18 protein-coding genes and 1 pseudogene are annotated in these 19,953 nt (G+C 55.7%); 17 read left to right on the top strand and 2 right to left on the bottom strand.

What is annotated here, in order from left to right:
- The first annotated feature begins 60 nt into the window (after positions 1–60).
- The 3 genes from ACMHXI_RS16540 to yidZ are packed head-to-tail and all read left to right on the top strand — an operon-like array spanning position 61 to position 2,228.
- Complete coding sequence (locus tag ACMHXI_RS16540; protein WP_413735521.1) at positions 61–1,293, top strand: MdtL family multidrug efflux MFS transporter; 1,233 nt, start codon at positions 61–63, stop codon at positions 1,291–1,293.
- The gene (locus ACMHXI_RS16535; RefSeq protein WP_304715228.1) at positions 1,262–1,531 is read left to right on the top strand and encodes a LysR family transcriptional regulator; all 270 of its coding nucleotides are present in this window, start codon (positions 1,262–1,264) and stop codon (positions 1,529–1,531) included. Before ACMHXI_RS16540 ends, ACMHXI_RS16535 begins: the two co-directional genes overlap by 32 nt.
- Positions 1,413–2,228, top strand: coding sequence for an HTH-type transcriptional regulator YidZ (yidZ, locus tag ACMHXI_RS16530; RefSeq protein WP_413735519.1), 816 nt, complete (start codon positions 1,413–1,415; stop codon positions 2,226–2,228). The genes ACMHXI_RS16535 and yidZ overlap by 119 nt, the downstream gene beginning before the upstream one ends.
- 4 nt (positions 2,229–2,232) lie before the next feature.
- Here the strand turns inward: yidZ and ACMHXI_RS16525 are convergent, their stop codons facing one another.
- A complete protein-coding gene (locus ACMHXI_RS16525; RefSeq protein WP_044734178.1) occupies positions 2,233–2,985 on the bottom strand; it encodes an SDR family NAD(P)-dependent oxidoreductase in 753 nt (250 codons plus the stop codon).
- A gap of 117 nt (positions 2,986–3,102) precedes the next feature.
- Between ACMHXI_RS16525 and ACMHXI_RS16520 the strand changes: the two genes are divergently transcribed.
- The 12 genes from ACMHXI_RS16520 (at position 3,103) to ACMHXI_RS16465 (ending at position 16,207) form a co-directional block, all read left to right on the top strand.
- Positions 3,103–3,516 (top strand): YbaY family lipoprotein, encoded by a 414-nt coding sequence (locus tag ACMHXI_RS16520; protein ID WP_096141354.1) that lies wholly within the window; start codon positions 3,103–3,105, stop codon positions 3,514–3,516.
- 53 nt (positions 3,517–3,569) lie between these two features.
- Positions 3,570–4,514 carry a homoserine O-acetyltransferase MetA gene (gene metA, locus ACMHXI_RS16515; protein ID WP_144158534.1) on the top strand — a complete coding sequence of 315 codons (945 nt, stop codon included), beginning with the start codon at positions 3,570–3,572 and terminating at the stop codon, positions 4,512–4,514.
- 376 nt (positions 4,515–4,890) lie between these two features.
- The gene (locus tag ACMHXI_RS16510) at positions 4,891–6,072 is read left to right on the top strand and encodes a thiolase family protein (protein ID WP_273642159.1); all 1,182 of its coding nucleotides are present in this window, start codon (positions 4,891–4,893) and stop codon (positions 6,070–6,072) included.
- 125 nt (positions 6,073–6,197) lie between these two features.
- Positions 6,198–7,691: a CoA-acylating methylmalonate-semialdehyde dehydrogenase gene (locus ACMHXI_RS16505; RefSeq protein WP_025009786.1), complete on the top strand. Its 1,494-nt coding sequence runs from the start codon at positions 6,198–6,200 to the stop codon at positions 7,689–7,691.
- A 123-nt stretch (positions 7,692–7,814) separates the two neighbouring features.
- Entirely contained in the window at positions 7,815–8,972 is a 1,158-nt protein-coding gene (locus ACMHXI_RS16500; RefSeq protein ID WP_123116073.1) for an acyl-CoA dehydrogenase family protein, read from the top strand.
- A gap of 37 nt (positions 8,973–9,009) precedes the next feature.
- Positions 9,010–9,783 carry an enoyl-CoA hydratase gene (locus tag ACMHXI_RS16495; RefSeq protein ID WP_146507860.1) on the top strand — a complete coding sequence of 258 codons (774 nt, stop codon included), beginning with the start codon at positions 9,010–9,012 and terminating at the stop codon, positions 9,781–9,783.
- 12 nt (positions 9,784–9,795) lie between these two features.
- The gene (locus ACMHXI_RS16490; protein ID WP_146507858.1) at positions 9,796–10,908 is read left to right on the top strand and encodes an enoyl-CoA hydratase/isomerase family protein; all 1,113 of its coding nucleotides are present in this window, start codon (positions 9,796–9,798) and stop codon (positions 10,906–10,908) included.
- A 41-nt stretch (positions 10,909–10,949) separates the two neighbouring features.
- On the top strand, positions 10,950–11,849 hold the full coding sequence (gene mmsB, locus ACMHXI_RS16485; protein WP_146507856.1) for a 3-hydroxyisobutyrate dehydrogenase: 900 nt from the start codon (positions 10,950–10,952) through the stop codon (positions 11,847–11,849).
- 10 nt (positions 11,850–11,859) lie between these two features.
- The gene (locus ACMHXI_RS16480) at positions 11,860–12,615 is read left to right on the top strand and encodes an SDR family oxidoreductase (protein ID WP_025009790.1); all 756 of its coding nucleotides are present in this window, start codon (positions 11,860–11,862) and stop codon (positions 12,613–12,615) included.
- A 72-nt stretch (positions 12,616–12,687) separates the two neighbouring features.
- Positions 12,688–13,686 (top strand): hypothetical protein, encoded by a 999-nt coding sequence (locus ACMHXI_RS16475; RefSeq protein ID WP_146507854.1) that lies wholly within the window; start codon positions 12,688–12,690, stop codon positions 13,684–13,686.
- A 151-nt stretch (positions 13,687–13,837) separates the two neighbouring features.
- Complete coding sequence (locus ACMHXI_RS16470) at positions 13,838–14,062, top strand: hypothetical protein (protein WP_025009792.1); 225 nt, start codon at positions 13,838–13,840, stop codon at positions 14,060–14,062.
- A gap of 78 nt (positions 14,063–14,140) precedes the next feature.
- Positions 14,141–16,207 carry a S9 family peptidase gene (locus ACMHXI_RS16465; protein ID WP_413735513.1) on the top strand — a complete coding sequence of 689 codons (2,067 nt, stop codon included), beginning with the start codon at positions 14,141–14,143 and terminating at the stop codon, positions 16,205–16,207.
- Positions 16,208–16,212: 5 nt separating this feature from the next.
- Here the strand turns inward: ACMHXI_RS16465 and ACMHXI_RS16460 are convergent, their stop codons facing one another.
- Positions 16,213–16,611, bottom strand: coding sequence for a MerR family DNA-binding protein (locus tag ACMHXI_RS16460; protein WP_115390588.1), 399 nt, complete (start codon positions 16,609–16,611; stop codon positions 16,213–16,215).
- A gap of 190 nt (positions 16,612–16,801) precedes the next feature.
- Here ACMHXI_RS16460 and ACMHXI_RS16455 point away from each other — a divergent pair.
- Positions 16,802–17,242: pseudogene (locus tag ACMHXI_RS16455) on the top strand (cation transporter); the annotation flags it as partial.
- A gap of 378 nt (positions 17,243–17,620) precedes the next feature.
- Complete coding sequence (locus ACMHXI_RS16450; RefSeq protein ID WP_413735600.1) at positions 17,621–19,852, top strand: heavy metal translocating P-type ATPase; 2,232 nt, start codon at positions 17,621–17,623, stop codon at positions 19,850–19,852.
- Positions 19,853–19,953 lie beyond the last annotated feature (101 nt).

Genomic DNA, 19,953 nt, shown 5'->3' with positions numbered 1-19,953 from the left:
TTCCTCTGAGGAAAATACTCTTGTCTTGATGGCAACTCGCTGGCATCAGTCCGGGCATTTATGCTGACAAGCAAATTCCTGCTCTATCAACTGATCATGCGTTATTACCTTATCTGTGCCTTTGCCTTGGTTTTACTCTATCCATTGGGGATCGATCTCTACTTGGTTGGCTTGCCCGAGATAGCCCTCATCCTGAACGCCGATGAGGCCCAATTGCACAACGCCTTTTCCTGTTATCTGGCGGGCATGGCTCTGGCCATGTTACTCGGTGGGCATCTTGCCGATAGGCTCGGGCGCAAGCCGGTAGCCCTTTGCGGAGCGCTGATTTTTGTGTTGTCGTCGATTTGGGCCGCCACTACTCTATCAATCACGGCGTTTTTGTTTGCCAGGGCCGGGCAGGGTATAGGTGCCGGGGCGGCCTATCTGGTGACCTTTGCCATTCTGCGGGATGTACTTGATGACCAAAGACGAGCCAAAGTCTTGTCGATGATAAATGGAATTACCTGCATAGTGCCGGTTCTAGCGCCTGCGCTGGGGCATCTGATTTTGCTGTATTTTCCCTGGCCGGCGCTGTTTGTATTGATGGCTTTGTTGGCTGCAGCGGCGCTGTTTTTGTGTTTGGGTTTGCAGGAGTCGCTTCCGGCCAAGACGGCGGGAGAATTGATAGCCGGTGAATCCTTGCTCTGTGTGACTTTCGTCAGTCGCTTATTGATCAGTTGTCTGGCCGTGACAGCGATACTCACCTTCGTCAATACTTCGCCCATGCTGTTGATGGAGCAGTTAGGGCTCGACAGTGGTGGCTACGCCTCAGCCATGGGTGGTTTGGCACTGGTAAGCATGGTTATGGCCTTTATTTCTCCCTGGCTAATAGATTCGATTGGCCAACAACGCATGTTGCAACTGTCGCAACTGGCTTTTGCCTTGGCGGCCACTGTACTGCTGTTGGCTGCGTCTCTGGCCGCAGAGCTTTGGCTATATTTGCTGGGCATTGGCTTTGTTTGCGCCGGTTTCTCTGTGGGGTTCGGGGTCACTATGAGCCAGGCTCTGGCCCCCTTTGCTCAGCGCTCGGCTCTGGCAAGTTCCATATTGGGGATCTGCCAGATAAGTTGGTCTGGAGCCTTCATTGCGATAAGTGCCTGGTTTGGACTGACGGCGAGCACTATGTTGATACTGAGCTTGCTGATCGCCGCTTTGGGCAGCATCATACTCCTGTATTTTACCTCGAGCGCTCCAATTAAGACCAATAGCCAATGGAAACAAGATGAACAGAGCCTTACATCGCCTCGATCTTAACCTCTTGGTCACGCTGCAGATCCTCCTCAGTGAGCGTAGTGTTACCAGAGCGGCCAAACGCCTGTCGGTAACACCTTCTGCCGTGAGTAAATCTTTGACCAAGTTACGTCATTGGTTCGATGACCCTCTATTGGTTCGTTCTCCCCAAGGCCTGTTGCCGACGCCATTGGCGTTGGCAACAGGCCGAAGAGTTGGCCGAGCTGTTTCAGTTGGCCAGCAGTATAGTGGCCAAACGTAATGTTGAAGTTCCCAAAGGGGTAGAGTTTCAGCTGATGTTGGAGTCACCATTCTACCTCGAATTGTTGCCTGAACTTCCAGGGTTGATTGATGCCCATTTCCCTGATTCCGTGGTGCGGATCCGCAATTGGGACTATGACTCCCTGGACGCCATTATTTCCGGCAAGGCTGATTTGGGGCTATCGGGGCGTGAGAGTCATCCCGGCTCGCGGGAGACGCTGGCACTCTTGCCTGCGGCCGTGGATTATGAGGTCTTGTTCAGCGACGAGCCCTTGGTATATCTGCGGAAAGATCATCCCGCACTGCAGCAAGTCTGGAACCTGGAGACATTCCTTGAGTATCGGCAAATCAATATCGAGTGGGAAAAATGTGAGGGCTGGGCTCTGGATAGCCTGCTGGCTGAAAAAGGTCTGAAGCGGGATATCGCGTTGTCGGTTTCCCTGTTTGAGCAATCTTTATGGCTGGCATCACAGCCCGGGTCGCAGCTGTTAACCACGGCTCCTGGCTATTGCCGGACCTATGCGGCCAGGACATGCCCTGAGCTGGTGACCCGGCCATTGCCAATGGTTGCGGAAGATAGGGAAAAACTCACCATTCTCTTTACCCTGATGTGGCACAAACGCAACAGCCACAATTCCAAGTTGCGCTGGCTTAAGGAAACCATTCGCCGGCAATTGGAACAGCGGCTGTCGCTTTAAAAGATTATTCCGCTTGCCCCTTGCGTTTCTTCACCTTCCAGTGGCGGGTATTATAGATAAACTCGGGCAGCAGTTTGGTGAGCCAGGCAACCGTCGCCCAGCGTTTGGTGACATAGACCCGGCGCTTGCCTTTTTGCAGGGCGCGGATGATTTGCCCGGCAACCACATCTACGGGGGATAGCCATAGCCTGCTCTGCTGCAGCGCGGCCTTATCCAACAAACCCAACTGAATATCCGTGATGGTGATCGGTAGCTTGAGCCTTTGGGCATGCATGGACAGCCCCTCGAGATAGTTCATCCCAAAGGCTTTGGAGGCATGAAAGGCTACGCTGGGGCCACCGCGAAGACCGGCAATGGAGTTGATGGCCGCAAGCTGGCCATAACCCTGCTCGCGAAACAGCCTGAAAGCTGTGTTGCAAACGGCGGCAAAGCCACGGACATTGACACTGATGATCTCATCTTCCAACTGCCAAGGCAGATCCGGATGATAGGAGTTGAGTCCGGTATTGACCAACACCAGATGTGCGCCACCCAACTGTTGCCAAATCTGTTCCAGCTCGGCTATCAAGGTTTGCGGTTTATCTATGTCCAGGCCAAACACCTGAGCCTCGGTTGCCAGGGTGGCGGCAAACTCTTTCAATGAGTCGGGATCCTGTGCCAGCAATGCCAGTTTAGTGCCTTCATCGGCCAGGCGGCGGGCTATTTCACGGCTGAGGAGTGAGCTGGCGCCCACAATAATCGCAGTTGCTTGTGTCATAAGGATATTTGAACTCAAAAATGGAGTCCTATGATAGGATTATCCTCCCAGGTTCTCAATGATTAAACTTGGATGTATAGACATCCAGAAGTCTTTGTGTATGATTAGGAGCTAGCAATGAAAATGACAGGCAACTGGCTGCGACTGCCAATGATGGTGGCTGTAGCAGGAATGATGGCACTCACAGGTTGTGCGACCCCGAATGCCACAGTCGAAATTGATGGCGATGTTTGGTACCGCGAACGTATTGCTCTGCCACCGGAAGCCGTGCTGACGGTTCAGGTTCAGGACGTTTCCAAGGCGGATGCTCCGGCAGAAGTGCTGGCGGTTATTCAGCGCGACAGCGTGACCAGCCCAACGCCTTTTAAGTTTATTCTTGCCCGGGATCAGTTCCAGAGTGGCCACAGCTACAGTGTCAGTGCCAGGATCACTCTCAAGGATGACTTACTCTTTATCAATACCCAGGCTTATCTTGTCGATATCGACAAGGCTGAGCCGGTATCAGTCATGGTGCAAAAGGTAGGGCGCTAACAGGTATACCAAGCCAAGCGCCTTGCCCTGGATAGTTCAGGAGAGGCGCTTTTATGCCCGTAAGAATACCCGATAACCTGCCAGCCGCCGGCGTTCTTGAGTCGGAAAACATTTTTGTTATGTCCGAGAGCCGGGCGGCGATGCAGGATATACGGCCGATGAAGGTGTTGATCCTCAATCTGATGCCCAACAAGATTGAGACAGAAACCCAGTTGCTGCGGCTGTTGGGCAATACTCCGTTGCAGGTGGATATCGACCTGCTGAGGATCCACGACAAAGAGTCCAAACATACGCCGACCGATCATCTCAATACCTTTTACCGTGACTTTGAAGATGTACGCCATCGCAACTATGACGGCCTGATCATCACTGGCGCCCCACTGGGACAGCTGGATTTCGAGGAGGTCACTTACTGGGATCATATCCGCGAGATTATCGATTGGTCACAGGAGCATGTTACCTCGGTACTGTTTCTCTGCTGGGCGGCCCACGCCGGTTTTTATCACCTGTATCAACTCGAGCGCAAGATCCTCGCTGAAAAATGCTCCGGGGTTTATCAGCACAGGCGTATTCGCGCCCACGTGCCCTTGCTGCGCGGCTTTGATGATGAGTTTTATGCTCCGCACTCCCGTTATGCCCAAATGGATGTGGATGAGCTTAAGGCGCATCCCGAACTGACAGTGCTGGCCGAGTCGGACCAAGCCGGTGCCTATCTGGTGATCAGTAAGGACAATCGCAACCTGTTTGTGATGGGGCATCCAGAGTATCGCAAGTCGACCCTTAAAGATGAGTACCAAAGAGATCTGGCGGCCGGGTTGGCGCCCAAGATCCCGCAAAACTATTTCCGCAACGATGACCCAGAGGCTGAAGCGGTTGCCCGTTGGTATAGTCACGGTAGTCTGTTGGTGAGCAACTGGCTCAACTATTATGTCTACCAGTTGACCCCTTATGACTTATCGGATCTCAGTGCTATTACGCCCTGGGAACAGAGTGGCTGAGCTGCAAATGCCAAACGTTTTGTTGGCGGGAGTCGCAATCTTGTGATTCCTGTCGCCTAAGTCCTAAAGGGCTTAGCTCATATCAAGCCAGATGGCGTCAGCCTCTACTGCCTATGCTTCCTCAAACTGATACTTCCTTCCCTAACCTTTTCTAAGCCGTAGTGTTTTGGCTTTATTTCAGGGCACAAGCTGTCATCCTGCTGTAAATCCTCCCTGACAAAAATACCTATAAACAGAGCCTGTATTAGACTAATTAGTACTTGCCTTACGTTCGCGTAAACGTCAAAGTGGCAGCAACAGAGTGCAAATTTGCTGCACCTAACACCGCCGGCCTGCTGTTGGGCCGGTGTTTGGGTGCCCAACAAGGGAGTCAACAATGAGTCGTCCTCAGGATATTGTTATCGTCGCCGCCAAACGAACCGCCATGGGCGGTTTTCAGGGCTGTCTTTCCACTGTGCCTTCTCCTCAGCTGGCGGCTTCCAGCATCAAGGCCTTGATGGAAACCACAGGTGTGAAGGGCGAACAGGTCGATGAAGTGCTGATGGGATGTGTATTGCCGGCTGGCCTCGGTCAGGCCCCTGCCAGACAGGCGGTTTTGGGGGCAGGTTTGCCCCAGTCTGTTGGCGCAACCACAGTCAACAAGGTGTGCGGCTCAGGGATGAAAACCGTGATGCTGGCGCACGATCTTATCAAGGCCGGCAGTGCCAATATTGTGATTGCCGGTGGTATGGAGAGCATGAGTCAGGCGCCGTATCTGCTGGATAAGGCTCGCGGCGGCATGCGTATGGGCCACGGTAAGGTGCTGGATCATATGTTCCTCGATGGGCTGGAAGATGCCTACACAGGTGGCGCCATGGGAACCTTCGCCCAGAAAACTGCCGACGATTTTGGCCTGACCCGTGAAGCCATGGACGCCTTTGCCCTGAGCTCACTGGAAAAAGCCAATGCGGCCATCGCCTCAGGTGCCTTCAAGGAGGAGATAGTCCCGGTAACCGTAAGCAGCCGCCGCGGCGATACACTGATTGATACCGATGAGCAGCCCGGCAATGCCCGCCCTGACAAGATCCCGGCGCTACGGCCCGCTTTTGCCAAAGACGGCACCATTACCGCCGCCAACTCCAGTTCGATTTCCGACGGTGCCGCCAGTTTGATGCTGATGAGCCGTGAGCAGGCCGAAAACCTGGGACTGGCAGTGATGGCCACCATCAAGGGCCACGCTACCCATTCCCAAGAGCCGGCCATGTTTACCACGGCGCCCGTGGGCGCCATGCAAAAACTCTTGGCACAGACCGGCTGGAGCAAGGATGAGGTCGACCTTTTCGAAATCAACGAAGCCTTCGCCATGGTGACCATGTTGGCCATCAGTGAGTTGGGGCTGGATGCCGCCAAGGTCAACGTCAATGGCGGTGCCTGTGCGCTCGGTCATCCGATAGGTTGCTCCGGCGCCCGTCTGCTGGTGACTCTTATTCATGCGCTCAAGGCCCGAGGCCTCAAACGTGGCATGGCATCGCTGTGCATAGGTGGCGGTGAAGCCACTGCCATGGCGATTGAGATCTGATATCCAGTCGGCCGCGGCAGCGGCCGGCAACAAATTGAAGCAATCAACAAGACAGGAAACGGCGTCATCAAAAAGCAGCCACAAGAGCTGTTGCCGCGCCGTTCCACTACCTACAAGGAATTCTTATGAGCACACAAGTCAAGCACTACATAGATGGCGAATTCGTCAACGGTTCCGGCAGCAAGCAGATCAATGTCACCAACCCGGCCAACAATGAAACCATCGCCTTTATCAACTGTGCGACCCAGCCGGAAGTTGAGCGCGCCATCGCCAGCGCCAAGGAAGCCTTCAAGAGCTGGAAGGAAGTGGCCGTTTCCGAGCGCGCTCGGGTGATGCTGCGCTATCAACACCTTTTGAAAGAACATCATGACGAGCTGGCCACCATTTTGGCCCAGGAAACGGGTAAAACCTTTGAAGATGCCAAGGGTGATGTCTGGCGCGGCATTGAAGTGGCCGAGCATGCCTGCAACATCGCCTCCTTGCTGATGGGTGAAACGGTTGAGAACGTGGCCCGCAGCATAGATACCTACTCCTACACTCAGCCGCTGGGTGTCTGCGCCGGGATTACGCCATTCAACTTCCCGGCGATGATCCCGCTGTGGATGTTTCCGCTGGCTATCGCCTGCGGCAACACCTTCGTTCTCAAGCCGTCCGAGCAGGACCCAATGACGCCTCAGCGTCTGGTGGAGCTGTTCGAACAGGCCGGTGCTCCCAAGGGCGTGCTGCAGCTGGTTCATGGTGACAAAACGGCGGTTGATGTACTGCTGTCTCATCCGGATATCAAGGCGATTTCCTTTGTGGGTTCTGTGGGCGTGGGTCAGTACATCTACAAGACAGGCACTGACAACCTCAAGCGGGTGCAGGCCTTTGCCGGTGCCAAGAACCACTGCGTGATCATGCCTGATGCCAACAAGCAGCAAGTGATCAATAACCTGGTGGGCGCCTCGGTTGGTGCCGCCGGTCAACGCTGTATGGCGCTGTCGGTCGCTGTGTTTGTCGGTGCCGCCAAAGAGTGGATCCCTGAGCTGAAAGAAGCCCTGTCCAAGGTGCGTCCCGGTCTTTGGGATGACAAGGAAGCCGGTTACGGCCCACTCATCAGCCCGGCCGCCAAAGAGCGGGTACTCAAGCTTATCGCCGAGGGCAAGGCCGAAGGCGCCGAATGTCTGCTCGATGGTTCCGACTGCACTGTACCCGGTTATGAGTCTGGCAACTGGGTTGGCCCGACCATGTTCGACAAGGTAACCACGGACATGAGCATCTACAAGGAAGAGATCTTCGGCCCTGTGCTCTGCTGTATGGAAGCCGAGTCGCTGGAAGATGCCATTGAGCTGGTTAACGCCAGCCCTTACGGCAACGGCACCTCTATCTTTACCGCCAGCGGCGCTGCGGCGCGTAAGTATCAGCATGAAATTGAAGTGGGTCAGGTGGGTATCAACGTGCCTATTCCTGTGCCGCTGCCATTTTTCTCTTTCACGGGTTGGAAGGGCAGCTTCTACGGCGATCAGCACGCCTACGGCAAGCAGGCGGTGCGTTTCTACACAGAGACCAAGACCATCACCAGCCGTTGGTTCGAGTCTGATATCGCCTCTGGTCCCAACATGACTATCGCCCTCAAGTAACAGTGTGAGCCCAAGGGCACCGGCAATGGCCGGTGCCCCTTTTTAATCGCAACAGTAAATAACAAGAGATCCGGCGTCACCGGATCACCGCAAGACGCAGAGATCTGCGCACAGGAGTCAAGCATGGATTTCAATCTCAACGAAGATCAGCGCCAATTCGCCGAGCTGGCCCGTCAGTTTGCCGCCGATGAACTGGCCCCATTTGCCGCCAAATGGGATGAGGAGCATCACTTTCCCAAAGACGTGATCCAAAGAGCCGGGGAGCTGGGATTCTGTTCACTCTATTCTCCCGAGTCTGAAGGCGGCATGGGCCTGTCGCGTCTGGATGCCTCGATTATTTTTGAAGAGCTGGCCAAGGGCTGCACTGCCACCACAGCCATGCTGACCATTCACAACATGGCCACCTGGATGGTGACAACCTGGGGCCAGCAAAGTCTGCGGGCCGAGTGGTCTGAAGCGCTGACCACAGGCAGCAAGCTGGCTTCTTACTGCCTGACCGAGCCTGGTTCAGGCAGTGACGCCGCTTCACTTGCCACCCGCGCCGAGCGCGACGGCGATGAGTATGTGATTAACGGCTCCAAGATGTTTATCTCGGGCGCCGGCGCCACCGAGCTTTTGGTGGTGATGTGCCGCACCGGTGAGGTCGGCCCCAAGGGAATTTCGGCCATTGCCATCCCGGCTGATGCCAAGGGTGTTATCTACGGCAAGGCCGAGGACAAGATGGGCTGGAACGCCCAGCCAACCAGACTCATTACTTTTGAAAACGTGCGGGTGCCGGTCAATCATCTGTTGGGTGAGGAAGGCCAGGGCTTTACCTTCGCCATGAAGGGCCTGGATGGCGGCCGCATCAATATCGCCACCTGCTCTGTGGGTACCGCTCAGGCTGCACTTGAGCGCGCCACTGAATATATGCATGAGCGCAAGCAGTTCGGCAAACCACTGGCCGCCTTCCAGGCGCTGCAGTTCAAGCTGGCCGACATGGCCACCGAATTGGTCGCCGCGCGGCAGATGGTGCGTCTGGCGGCATTTAAGCTGGACAGCGGCGATCCCGAAGCCACGGCTTATTGCGCCATGGCCAAGCGTTTTGCCACAGACATAGGGTTTGCCGTGTGTGACAGCGCGCTGCAAATTCACGGTGGTTACGGCTACATCCGCGAATACCCACTGGAGCGACATTTCCGTGATGTACGGGTACACCAGATCCTGGAAGGAACCAATGAGATTATGCGCCTGATCATCGCCCGCCGCCTGCTGGATGAGCATGCCGGCGAGATCCTCTAAGGCCAAACCCATTTAACCGAATTGCAAGGAGTCATTCATGTCTTTTTTGATTGAGCATATCGAAGGCCACACGGCTGTTCTGACCATCAACAATCCACCGGCCAACACCTGGACGGCCGAGAGCCTCAATGAACTGCGCCTCAAGGTGGAAGAGCTCAACAATGATCCCGATATCTATGCCTTGGTACTGACAGGGGAAGGGGAGAAATTCTTCTCTGCCGGCGCCGATCTCAAGCTGTTTGCCGATGGTGATAAAGGCAATGCCGCCACCATGGCACGCTATTTTGGCGAAGCATTTGAAACCTTGAGCGCCTTTCGCGGTGTGTCTATTGCCGCCATCAACGGCTATGCCATGGGCGGCGGTTTGGAAGTGGCTCTGGCCTGTGATATCCGTATCGTCGAAGAGCAGGCGCAGCTGGCATTACCCGAGGCCACAGTCGGCCTGTTGCCTTGCGCCGGCGGCACCCAGAATCTGACCGCTCTGGTTGGTGAGGGCTGGGCCAAACGGATGATCCTTTGCGGTGAGCGAATCGATGCCGCCAAGGCCCGTGAGATTGGCCTGGTAGAAGAGGTAGTTGGTAAGGGCGAGGCCCTGAGTGCCGCCATTGCGCTGGCGACCAAGGCCGCCAAGCAGAGCCCATCAAGCGTGACCGTTTGCAAGCAGTTGATCCAGGCTGGACGTAATATGCCAAGAGCTCAGGCACTGCCGCTGGAGCGTGAGCTGTTTGTGGCTCTGTTTGACACCCAAGATCAGAAAGAAGGGGTCAATGCCTTCCTGGAGAAGCGCGCAGCCAACTGGAAAAACGCATAAGGAGGCGGTGATATGAGTCATGAAGTGGTATTTCAGACCCTGGGAACCGCCAGCGGCAAGTTGATTGGCGTGGCGACACTCAATGTGGAAAAAGCACTCAATGCACTGAATCTTAACATGGTGCGTTTGCTGGCCAAGCAGTTGGCTGCCTGGAAACAGGATGAGCAGATTGCCTGCGTGATCCTCGACGGCAGCGGCGACAAAGCCTTCTGCGCCGGTGGTGATGTGCGGGCGCTGTATCAGGCGCAGCAGGCCAATCCCGGCAGTTACACCCAGGAAGCCCGGGTGTTTTTCGAAGAGGAGTATCGGCTCGACTTTCAGCTGCACACCTTCGGCAAGCCGGTATTGGTTTGGGGCGACGGCATAGTGATGGGTGGTGGTCTGGGGCTGATGATAGGTGCCAGCCACAGGGTATTGACCGAGCGTTCGCGCATCGCCATGCCTGAGGTCACCATAGGCCTTTACCCGGATGTCGGCGGCAGCTATTTTCTCGGCCGCATGCCGGGCAAGACTGGGCTGTTTCTCGGCCTGACCGCCTACAATATGAATGCGGCCGATGCCCGTTATACCGGCATTGGCAATCATTTTCTGGCCTCAACGGATAAAGAGCGCATGCTCGATGCCATGGCGACGGTTAATTGGGGCAATAACACCAGTCTCAACCAGCAGAAGCTGCATGATCTGCTCAATGAACTGGAAACCCAGAGTGAAGAGCGTCCCGGCAGCAGCCGCTTGAAGGGCCATCAGGCTCAGATAAATGAGCTGATGACCGGAGATATGGCCGAAATTCTCGCCAAGATGCAGGCCCTGGAAACCCAAGAGAGCTGGTTGCAGCGCGCCCGTGACACCATGCTGAGCGGCAGCCCGCTTAGCTGGGCGCTGGCCTACGAGCAGTCAAGGCTTGGGACTGACATGAGCCTGGCGGATTGTTTCCGCTTCGAGCTGGGGCTCAGCCTCAACTGCTGCGCCATAGGTGATTTTTGTGAGGGTGTCAGAGCGCTGCTTATCGACAAGGACCGTAATCCCAACTGGCGTTACGGCAAGGGCAAGATAGCACCGCAAGAAGCGGTATCTGCCTTGCTCGAGTCGCCATTTGAACATGAACACCCATTGGCCGATCTGTAACAGATGCAGGCAAACAAGATTCCAACAGGGAGAGCAAACAGATGACAACAGTGGCTTTTATTGGTTTGGGCAACATGGGTGGGCCGATGGCGGTCAACCTGATCAAGGCCGGGATGACTGTTCGGGTATTCGATCTGGTGCCGGCGGCGATGCAGAGCCTGGCAGAGCAGGGAGCTATAACGGCCCAGAGCGCCTGTGGCGCAGCGGCGGGTGCCGATGTGGTGGTAACCATGTTGCCGGCCGGCAAGCATGTTCGTAGCCTGTACCTTGGCAGCGAGCAGCAGCAAGGGCTGCTGGATGTTGTGGCCGAGGGGACCTTACTTATCGATTCATCGACCATAGATGCCGACAGCGCCCGCACTGTGGCGGCTGCGGCGGCCGCCAAAGGGCTTGAGTTTGTTGATGCGCCGGTTTCCGGTGGCACCGCCGGGGCCGCGGCTGGTACGCTGACCTTTATCTGCGGCGGCAGCGACGCAGGCTTTGCCAAGGCCAAACCCGTTCTCGAGTGCATGGGCGCCAATATTTTCCATGCAGGTGGTGCCGGAGCCGGTCAGGTTGCCAAAATCTGCAACAACATGCTGTTGTCTGTCTTGATGGTAGGTACCAGCGAGGCACTGAGTCTGGGGATAGATAATGGTTTGGATCCCAAGGTGCTGTCAGATATCATGAAAGTTTCGAGCGGCGGCAACTGGACCTTGGAGAAATACAACCCCTGTCCCGGGGTGATGCCAAGCGTGCCATCGTCCAATGACTATCAGGGCGGATTTATGGTGGATCTTATGGTCAAGGATCTCGGCCTGTCCCAGGAAGCAGCGCTGTCCAGCCAGTCGAGCACCCCTATGGGCGCACTGGCGCGCAGCCTCTATGTCAATCATGCCCGTAAGGGCAATGGTCGTCGCGATTTTTCCAGTATTTTTGAACAATTCAAGCAAGAGAAATAAGGATAACCCAATGGATGTAAAAGGTAAGGTAGTCGCCATCACAGGTGGAGCCGGTGGACTGGGTCTGGCCATGGCGCAGGAGCTGGCCGCTGCCGGTGCCCGTCTGGCGCTGATCGATGTGGATCAGGACCGTCTGGAGCAAGCCTGTGCCCTGATGGGCGAGACCGAAGTTCAGGGTTATGCGGTGGACATCACGGATGAAGAAGATGTGATGGCAACCTTTCAGTACATTCTGGAAGATTTTGGTCAGCTCAATGTGCTGGTAAACAACGCGGGTATTTTGCGTGACGGCATGCTGATCAAAGCCAAAGAGGGCCAGGTGACAGACCGTATGTCTCTGGAGCAGTTCCAGTCGGTTATCAATGTAAACCTGAGCGGCAGCTTCCTCTGTGGCCGTGAAGCCGCAGCCGCCATGATAAGCTCTGGCCAGGAAGGGGTGATCATCAATATCTCCAGCCTGGCTCGGGCCGGCAATGTGGGGCAGAGCAACTATGCCGCCTCCAAGGCCGGTGTTGCTGCCATGGCGGTGGGCTGGGCCAAAGAGCTGGCGCGCTACAAGATCAGGGCCGCCGCTGTTGCCCCCGGAGTTATTGCCACCGAAATGACCGCCGCCATGAAACCGGAAGCACTGGAGCGCCTGGAGAAAATGGTACCGGTCGGCCGTCTGGGTGATGCCGCTGAAATCGCCTCGACAGTTAAATTCATCATTGAAAACGACTATGTCAATGGCCGGGTATTTGAAATTGACGGCGGTATCCGCCTGTAATTCAATGCTTTGATATCAAGGCGAAAATAGATATCATCCCTGTTCTTTACTGCGTTTCAAACAAGGACAGGGATGATGTTTTCTTCCACCAGGCAGGTTTCCTTTAACCCTCTATTGTTGTCAACCACGCTAGTGCTGGCAGCTTCGCTCTCCTGTGCTCTTGTCGGCTCACAAGCCAATGCCAGCCAAATCAATGCTAGCCAAACCAATGCCAGCCAAACCTTACACACTACTCAGACAGTTCAACCCAGTGAAGCCAAAGCTGCCATACGTCACGAGGAAGGGCGGCAGATTTATGCCGAGCAGATGGAAGGAAAACTGCTCGCCAAAGACGGCCAGAACTTGCCAGATGGCGTTGCGCCCAAGATGTTGCTCGATTGGTTGGCGCCGGGACGTTCCCCGGACTTGCTGGCAAGCATAGGCGCCAAACCTTGGGGTAACCAGGGCCTGTATCTGGGCTATGCCTGTGTGGTTGCCGAAGGATCGGATCTTAAATATACAGATGGCAGCGATCTATGCAGTGAGAACTTTGCCGAGCGTCAGACCCATGATTTTTACTTTGGCGTATTTAAGCTGAACCAGGGGAACTTCCAAGCGCTTGCTGCCCACGATGGCCCACTCAATACCCCGGTCAACTGGAACTACTCCAATCTGGAGAGCACAGTGGATGGCGGTTCTGATACAGTACCTCAATCGGTCAAAAAGCTGGATCTGGCACCCTACAAGGTTAGTGACCAGTTAACCGCCATAGGGATCCGAGTTGGTTTCAGTGAAGGCTTTTCCGGTGGCGGTGCCTTCTATGAAGCGCTGCAGCTCTATGTAATCGATGGCGATAAGCTGGTGAATATCTTCTCTGAACCCATGTATTTCTATAAAGATCTGGCCGGTGAGCGGGATGAAACCGGCGTACGCGCCCGGGTTATTGATGAAGGCAAAAATCTGCTGCAGTTTCTTGGGCGTAAACATCAGGGATACTATGATCTGCGCCTGAAAAATGTCGACAATGGCAGCAAAGTGGATTTTCGTTGGTCCAGGGATGCCGGGCGGTATTTGCCCAAAAATGGCGGTTGAGCCGCGCCCAAGTCTCTCAAACGTTATCATTCTGCAATCCGGGGTGTCAGATACTTGTCTGCTTTGTATCACAGACGTTGACAATTCTTGTCCCGGATTGAACAATTCCCCTACTAAAAGGTAAAAGCACCAGAGGTATAAACACTCACCCATGCATTGGCTGGAGAAACAAATCAAGCGCCTGCTTTTACTGGTGGGAGTCGTGGGGGTCATGGTAATCTACTTCGGATTCTTCTACCTGCTTCTCAGCGGTCGCTCCACAGAACCCATCACCTGGTACTATTTGCTTTCACCTTGGATCTGCATCTTTTTTGGATTATCCAGTTTGCAGCAGTACAGGGTTTTGCAGTGGTTCTGTGCCAGATACAAAAAATAAGAAAAACCAAGAAAACACAAGACTTAAGTTGTAGTAGTTTCAGCCTGCCCCTGGGCAGGTGTTGGGGGAAACGAAACCATGATTTTCAATCCCGGAAAGCGAATTCTGGCCGTAGCGCTGATGGCTTCAGTGTTGCAGGGTTGCGGTCAACCTGCGCAGGAGCAAGAAGCCCCTGCCAACAATGAACAGAGGATTAGCGCCGCTTATGGCAGCTGGGTCTCACCTTTGGGAGCCGCCGAAGTCTACGGCAGTGCCTCGGCAATAGGTGAGCTGCAGAGTGTCGGTGATGCGATTTATTTCTCGGAATCCAGCCCGGCCGAAGGTGGCAAGGTGGGGATCAAGCGTCTCGAAAAAGACGGCAGCATTACCAGTGTGGTGGCGCCGGCCTTTGGTATTGGCAGCCGCGTTCATGAATATGGCGGAGGCGACTTTCTCGGCATAGGCCAGAGCCTGTTTGTCACCAAGGGGCAGGATCAGCTGTTTTACCGGATAGCGCCCAATCAGGAGGCGCTGGCACTGACACCCAATGGCACCCGTCACGGCGACTGTATCTCTTATCCCAAGGGCTCACGGATTATCTGTGTCCGGGAAGATCATCGCCAACCGGGAGAGCCCAAGGCCAGTTTGGTGACCATTAACCTGAATTTCTCCGGTGAAGGGGATATCTTCGTCGATGGTCACGACTTTATCAGTTCTCCGGCAATTAATGCCGACAATACACAGCTTGCCTGGATCACCTGGGAACACCCCAACATGCCTTGGGATAATACCCAGTTGTGGCTTGGGGATCTCAACCGCAAGGGGCAGTTGACCAATATTCGCCAAATCGCCCCTGAGCGAAAGGGCGCACTGATGCAACCCCTGTTCAGCCCTGGCGGTGTGCTCTACTTTATTGCCGACTATGACAACTGGTGGAACCTGTATCGGCTGGATGCCAACGGCAGTATCGAGCAGGTTACCCAACTCAAGGCTGAAATCGGCGGCCCTGCCTGGAAGCTGGGTCAGCATGCTTACGCCTTTGAGAATGAAAACACCCTGATAGCCAGCTTCAACAAGGAAGGCGATGCCGGATTGCTGCGACTGGATCTGCAGACTGGGGTCATTGAACCTTTGGCCGCCGACTTTGCCGATATCAGGCAGGTGGTGCAAGGAGCCGACGGGGTTTATTTTGTTGGCAATAGGCCAACACCCGAGCGCGGCATCTATAAGGTTTCCGGCCGCGGTACAGAGCTTGTGTACGCCCCGGAGATCAGCGGATTGGATCCCAAATATATCTCCCGCGCCATCAATGTGGAGTTCACCACCAAGGGGGGAGACAAGGCTCACGGCTATTTTTATCCGCCGGTAAATGGTGACTACCAACCCCAGCCGGACACCCGACCGCCGTTGTTGATGATGTTGCATGGTGGCCCGACCGCCAAGGCCAACCGGGCTTACAGCAGCGCCATTCAGTACTGGACCAGTCGCGGCTTTGCCGTGTTTGAGCTCAATTACCGCGGCAGTACCGGCTTTGGTCGCCAATATCGCCAAAGCCTCTATGGCAACTGGGGCAAGGCAGATGTTGAGGATGCTGTCTGGGCCGCAGGGTTTTTAGTTGACCAAGGCTGGGTCAGTGCTGACAAACTGGCGATTCGCGGCGGCAGTGCCGGTGGCTTGAGCGTGCTTTCAGCCTTGGCTTTCCATGATAAGTTCAAGGCCGGGGTGAGCTATTTCGGGATCAGTGATATCGAGGTGCTGGGCAAGGAAACCCATAAGTTTGAGTCAAGATACCTGGATCAACTGATAGGCCCTTACCCGGAAATGAAGGCAGTGTATCGTGAACGCTCGCCCCTGTACCACCTGCAGGGTTTCAACGAACCTTTGCTGCTTTTGCAAGGACTCGAAGATAAGGTGGTGCCACCGAGTCAGTCGCAGCATATCTACAAGGCGCTGAAAGACAAGGGCGTACCCACGGCATTTATCGGCATTGAGGGGGAAGGGCACGGCTTTCGTCAGCCCCATAACAAGATACTGGCGCTGGAATCTGAGCTGGTGTTCTACGGCATGGTGTTTGACTTCACCCCGGCGGGCACGCTGCCGACACTGAAGCTGGACAATGCCGAAGCTCTGGTGCGGCCTGGGCAGCAAGCCCAATTGTCTGAGTGACAACTTCAGGCCTGTTTGGCTTCGCTGGACAGGCCATCTATGATGGCGCATTCAGACTGATTGCCGCCGCGGCACTGGGATACCAGCTCGCTCAGTTGGGCATGCAGCGAGGCCAGCCTGGCCATCTTGTCTTCCAACGCCTGCAGGTGCCCCTTGGCCAGACGTTTGACATCCTCGGCGCAGCGCTTGGGATTGTGTTTCAGTTGCAACAGATCCCGGCACTCATCCAAGGTAAAGCCCAGCTCGCGGCAGTGCTGCAAAAACTTGAGTGCTTCAATTTCTGCGGCCTGGTACTCACGATATCCATTGTCGCCTCTGTGGGCTTCAACCAAGCCTATGTCATGGTAATAGCGGATACTCTTGATACTCAGACCTGTTGCCTTGGCCACTTCGCCTATTTTCATCGTTGAACTCCTGCCGTGTTGGGTCTCTTGTGGGCTATTTTGTCGCGCCGCAAGCGCATTGTTGAGAGTCAGGGCACCTTTTCTGTTATGGATAATTATTCGGGCTTGACTCTCCTGCTACTGGAGACTTTAACCTTTATATCAGTGTTGAGCCAGCCTCGCTTGCGAGGGGCACAGATGGGAGTTTCCAATGGATCAGATACAATTCACCATAGTGAATATGAAGTGCGGCGGCTGCGCCCGTAAGATAAAGGCCCTGTTCGCCGATGATACCGGCGTAGAAGCCGCTACCGAGGTGGCGGATAAGTCGTTGACGCTGACATTCGCCCCGGGCGCTGAGCTTACCCCCGCCGCGGCGCTGGCGAAACTGAAAGACGCAGGTTATGACGCTGAGCAGGCCGAGATTGCGGCTCCCGGCGCCGGTGACCGCGCGCAAGAGCCCAGCCCTGAACCCAGCCCTGAAGCCCCTGCCAGCTTTAGTTTCCATGTTGCCGATATGAACTGCGGCCACTGTGAGAGTAAGCTTCGCAAGGCGCTGGCTGATGAGCTTGAGGTAGAAGTCGACCTTAATGGCAAACAGCTGCGGCTGAAAAGTCACAAGAGCGCGGCCGAACTAGCGGAATTGATAATTGGCGCAGGCTTTACCCCGCAAACGCTGGAACCTGGCAATACAAGTGAGCCGGAAAACTTCTACTTTTATGTTGGCGATATGAGCTGTGGCCATTGTGAGGTCAGTATTCGTAAGGCGCTCAGCGATGAAGCCGAGGTGACGGTCAATCTGAAACAGAAACGGCTTGCACTGAAAAGCCAAAAAACTGCCGCCGAGTTGACCGAGCTGTTAAAGGCCGCCGGGTTTACCGCCGAGCCTTGGCGCGATGAGCATGCCGAGGCTGATACCGAGACTGAGACAGAAGCTCAGGTTGACGCTTTGAAACCGGCAGTGGCCGCAACTACAACTGAAGCTGAAACTGGCAAGCATGCCGATAAAGCCATCAAGCAGAAGGCCGCCATGGCTCACTCAGCCAACCCCACACTGCTGTTTGTACCGGATATGAGCTGCGCCAGCTGCGTGGCCAAGATAGAAAAAGCCTTTGCCGCCAAAGAGGTTGAGGCCAGAGTCAACTTGGCCGACAAGCAGGTGAGCGTGGCCGCAGGTTTGCCAGTGGCTGAAGCCGTTGCGCTGCTGCTCTCGGCCGGGTATCGCGCCGAGCCGATAACGGATGCCGCCAGTGCCATGGCCGACAAAGCCGAGCATGATGCCAGGGAATATCGCACCCGGATCAGACAGGCGATCGCCGGTCTCGGGCTGGGGATCCCCTTGATGATCTGGGGCCTGGCCGGTGGTGACATGATGATCCACGATAGCCAAAGCCAACTTATCTGGGGCGCCATGGGGCTGCTGACCTTGTTGCTGCTGGTTACCACCGGGGGGCACTTCTTCAGTGGTATGTGGCGCTCACTTAAGGCCAAGAGTGCCAACATGGATACGCTGATCGCCCTGGGTACGGGCACGGCCTGGCTTTACTCCATGCTGGTGGTGCTTATTCCCGGCTTTTTCCCCGACGGCACCCGTCATGTGTACTTTGAGGCCAGTGTGATGATCCTCGGCTTGATTAACCTTGGGCATGCGCTGGAGCTGAGAGCCCGCGGCAAGACCAGTGAAGCGGTGCAGAAGCTTATTGGCCTGCAGAGCAATACGGCCATCAAGATCACCGAAAACGGCGATGAAACCGTGGCCATAGCAGCGCTGGTGGTGGGCGATAAGCTGAGACTGCGCCCGGGTGACAGAGTGGCGCTCGACGGTGAAGTGCTTTCAGGCAATTCGCTGCTCGATGAGTCCATGCTCACAGGCGAACCCATTCCCGTGGCTAAATCCGTGGGCGACAGTCTGAGCGCCGGCACAGTCAATGGAAACGGCAGCCTTATTTACCAAGTTACTGCCGGGCCTGCCGATACCCGCCTGGCGAAGATTATCGCCCTGGTTCAGGAGGCCCAGACCTCCAAGATGCCCATAGGGCGACTGACAGACAAGATAGCCGCCGTGTTTGTGCCTGTGGTGGTGGTGATTGCGCTGCTGGCGGCCATCATCTGGTATTTTGCCGGCCCTGAGCCTGCGCTGTCCCATGCGTTGGTGGTGCTGACCAGTGTACTGATTATCGCCTGTCCCTGCGCCTTGGGGCTGGCGACGCCCATGTCCATCATGGTATCTGTCGGCCGCGCCGCTTCCATGGGGGTGTTGGTGAAAAACGGTGAGGCGCTGCAAACCGCCAGCAAGGTCAGCTGTGTGGTGCTGGATAAGACCGGCACCATCACAGAAGGTAAGCCCGCCGTCACCCAGGTGGATATTTTCGATGATGCCTTTGATGAGCGCGAGCTGCTGCGCGCCGTGGCGAGCCTTGAACAACACTCGGGCCACCCCTTGGCTGCGGCGCTGCTGGATGCCGCCAAAGCCAAAGAGGTTGTGCTGAGTGAGCCGCAGGGGTTTGACTATCGCCAGGGGCAAGGTCTGCTGGGGCAGTTTGAAGGCCGGCAGTGGGCGGTCGGCAACAGCAAGTTAATGGACGCACTGGGCATTAGGCTGACCGAGACGCACCAGGCAAGACTGGAGCAGGGGGCGGCGCTTGGACACACCCAGGTGCTGGTGGCCCGAGATAATCAACTGCTGGCGTTGGTGGGGATCGGTGACCCAATCAAAGCCGATGCCAAAGAAGCCATGACCGCGCTCAAGGCCCAGGGCAAGCGCTTGGTATTGCTCAGTGGTGATAACCAGGCCACAGCCGAAGCCGTGGCGCGTCAGGTGGGGATTGAGGAAGTCATCGCCGGGGTGTTGCCGGATGAAAAGCAATCCTGGGTCAGTAAGTTTCAAGCGCAGGGTGAAGTGGTGGCCATGGTCGGTGATGGGATCAATGACGCCCCGGCGCTGATGGCCGCCGATGTCGGCATTGCCATGGGCTCGGGCACCGAGATTGCCATAGAGAGCGCCGACCTGACCTTGCTTAACCCAAGGCTGGGTAGTTTGGCCGGGGCATTTGCCCTGTCGCGGGCGACACTTGGCAACATCAAGCAGAACCTGTTCGGCGCCTTTATCTACAACACTCTGGGGATCCCGATTGCGGCCGGGGTGCTGTATCCGCTGACAGGGATCTTGCTGAGCCCTGTGGTGGCCGGCGCGGCAATGGCGCTGTCTTCATTGACTGTGGTGACCAACGCCAACCGCTTGCGGCGTCAGTCTTTGGATTAAGCTCTTTCAGCGTTCGAGCCGGGGAAATTTCCCCGGCTTTTTATTGTTTTCTTGTTTTATCACCTTGTTTTTCCTGTTTAAATAAGGGGTTTGCCTTTGCT

This window comes from Shewanella sp. BJSY2023SW005 (genome assembly GCF_047314585.1).
Taxonomy (GTDB): Bacteria; Pseudomonadota; Gammaproteobacteria; order Enterobacterales; family Shewanellaceae; genus Shewanella; species Shewanella algae.
This window is presented reverse-complemented; position numbering and strand designations above follow the sequence as displayed.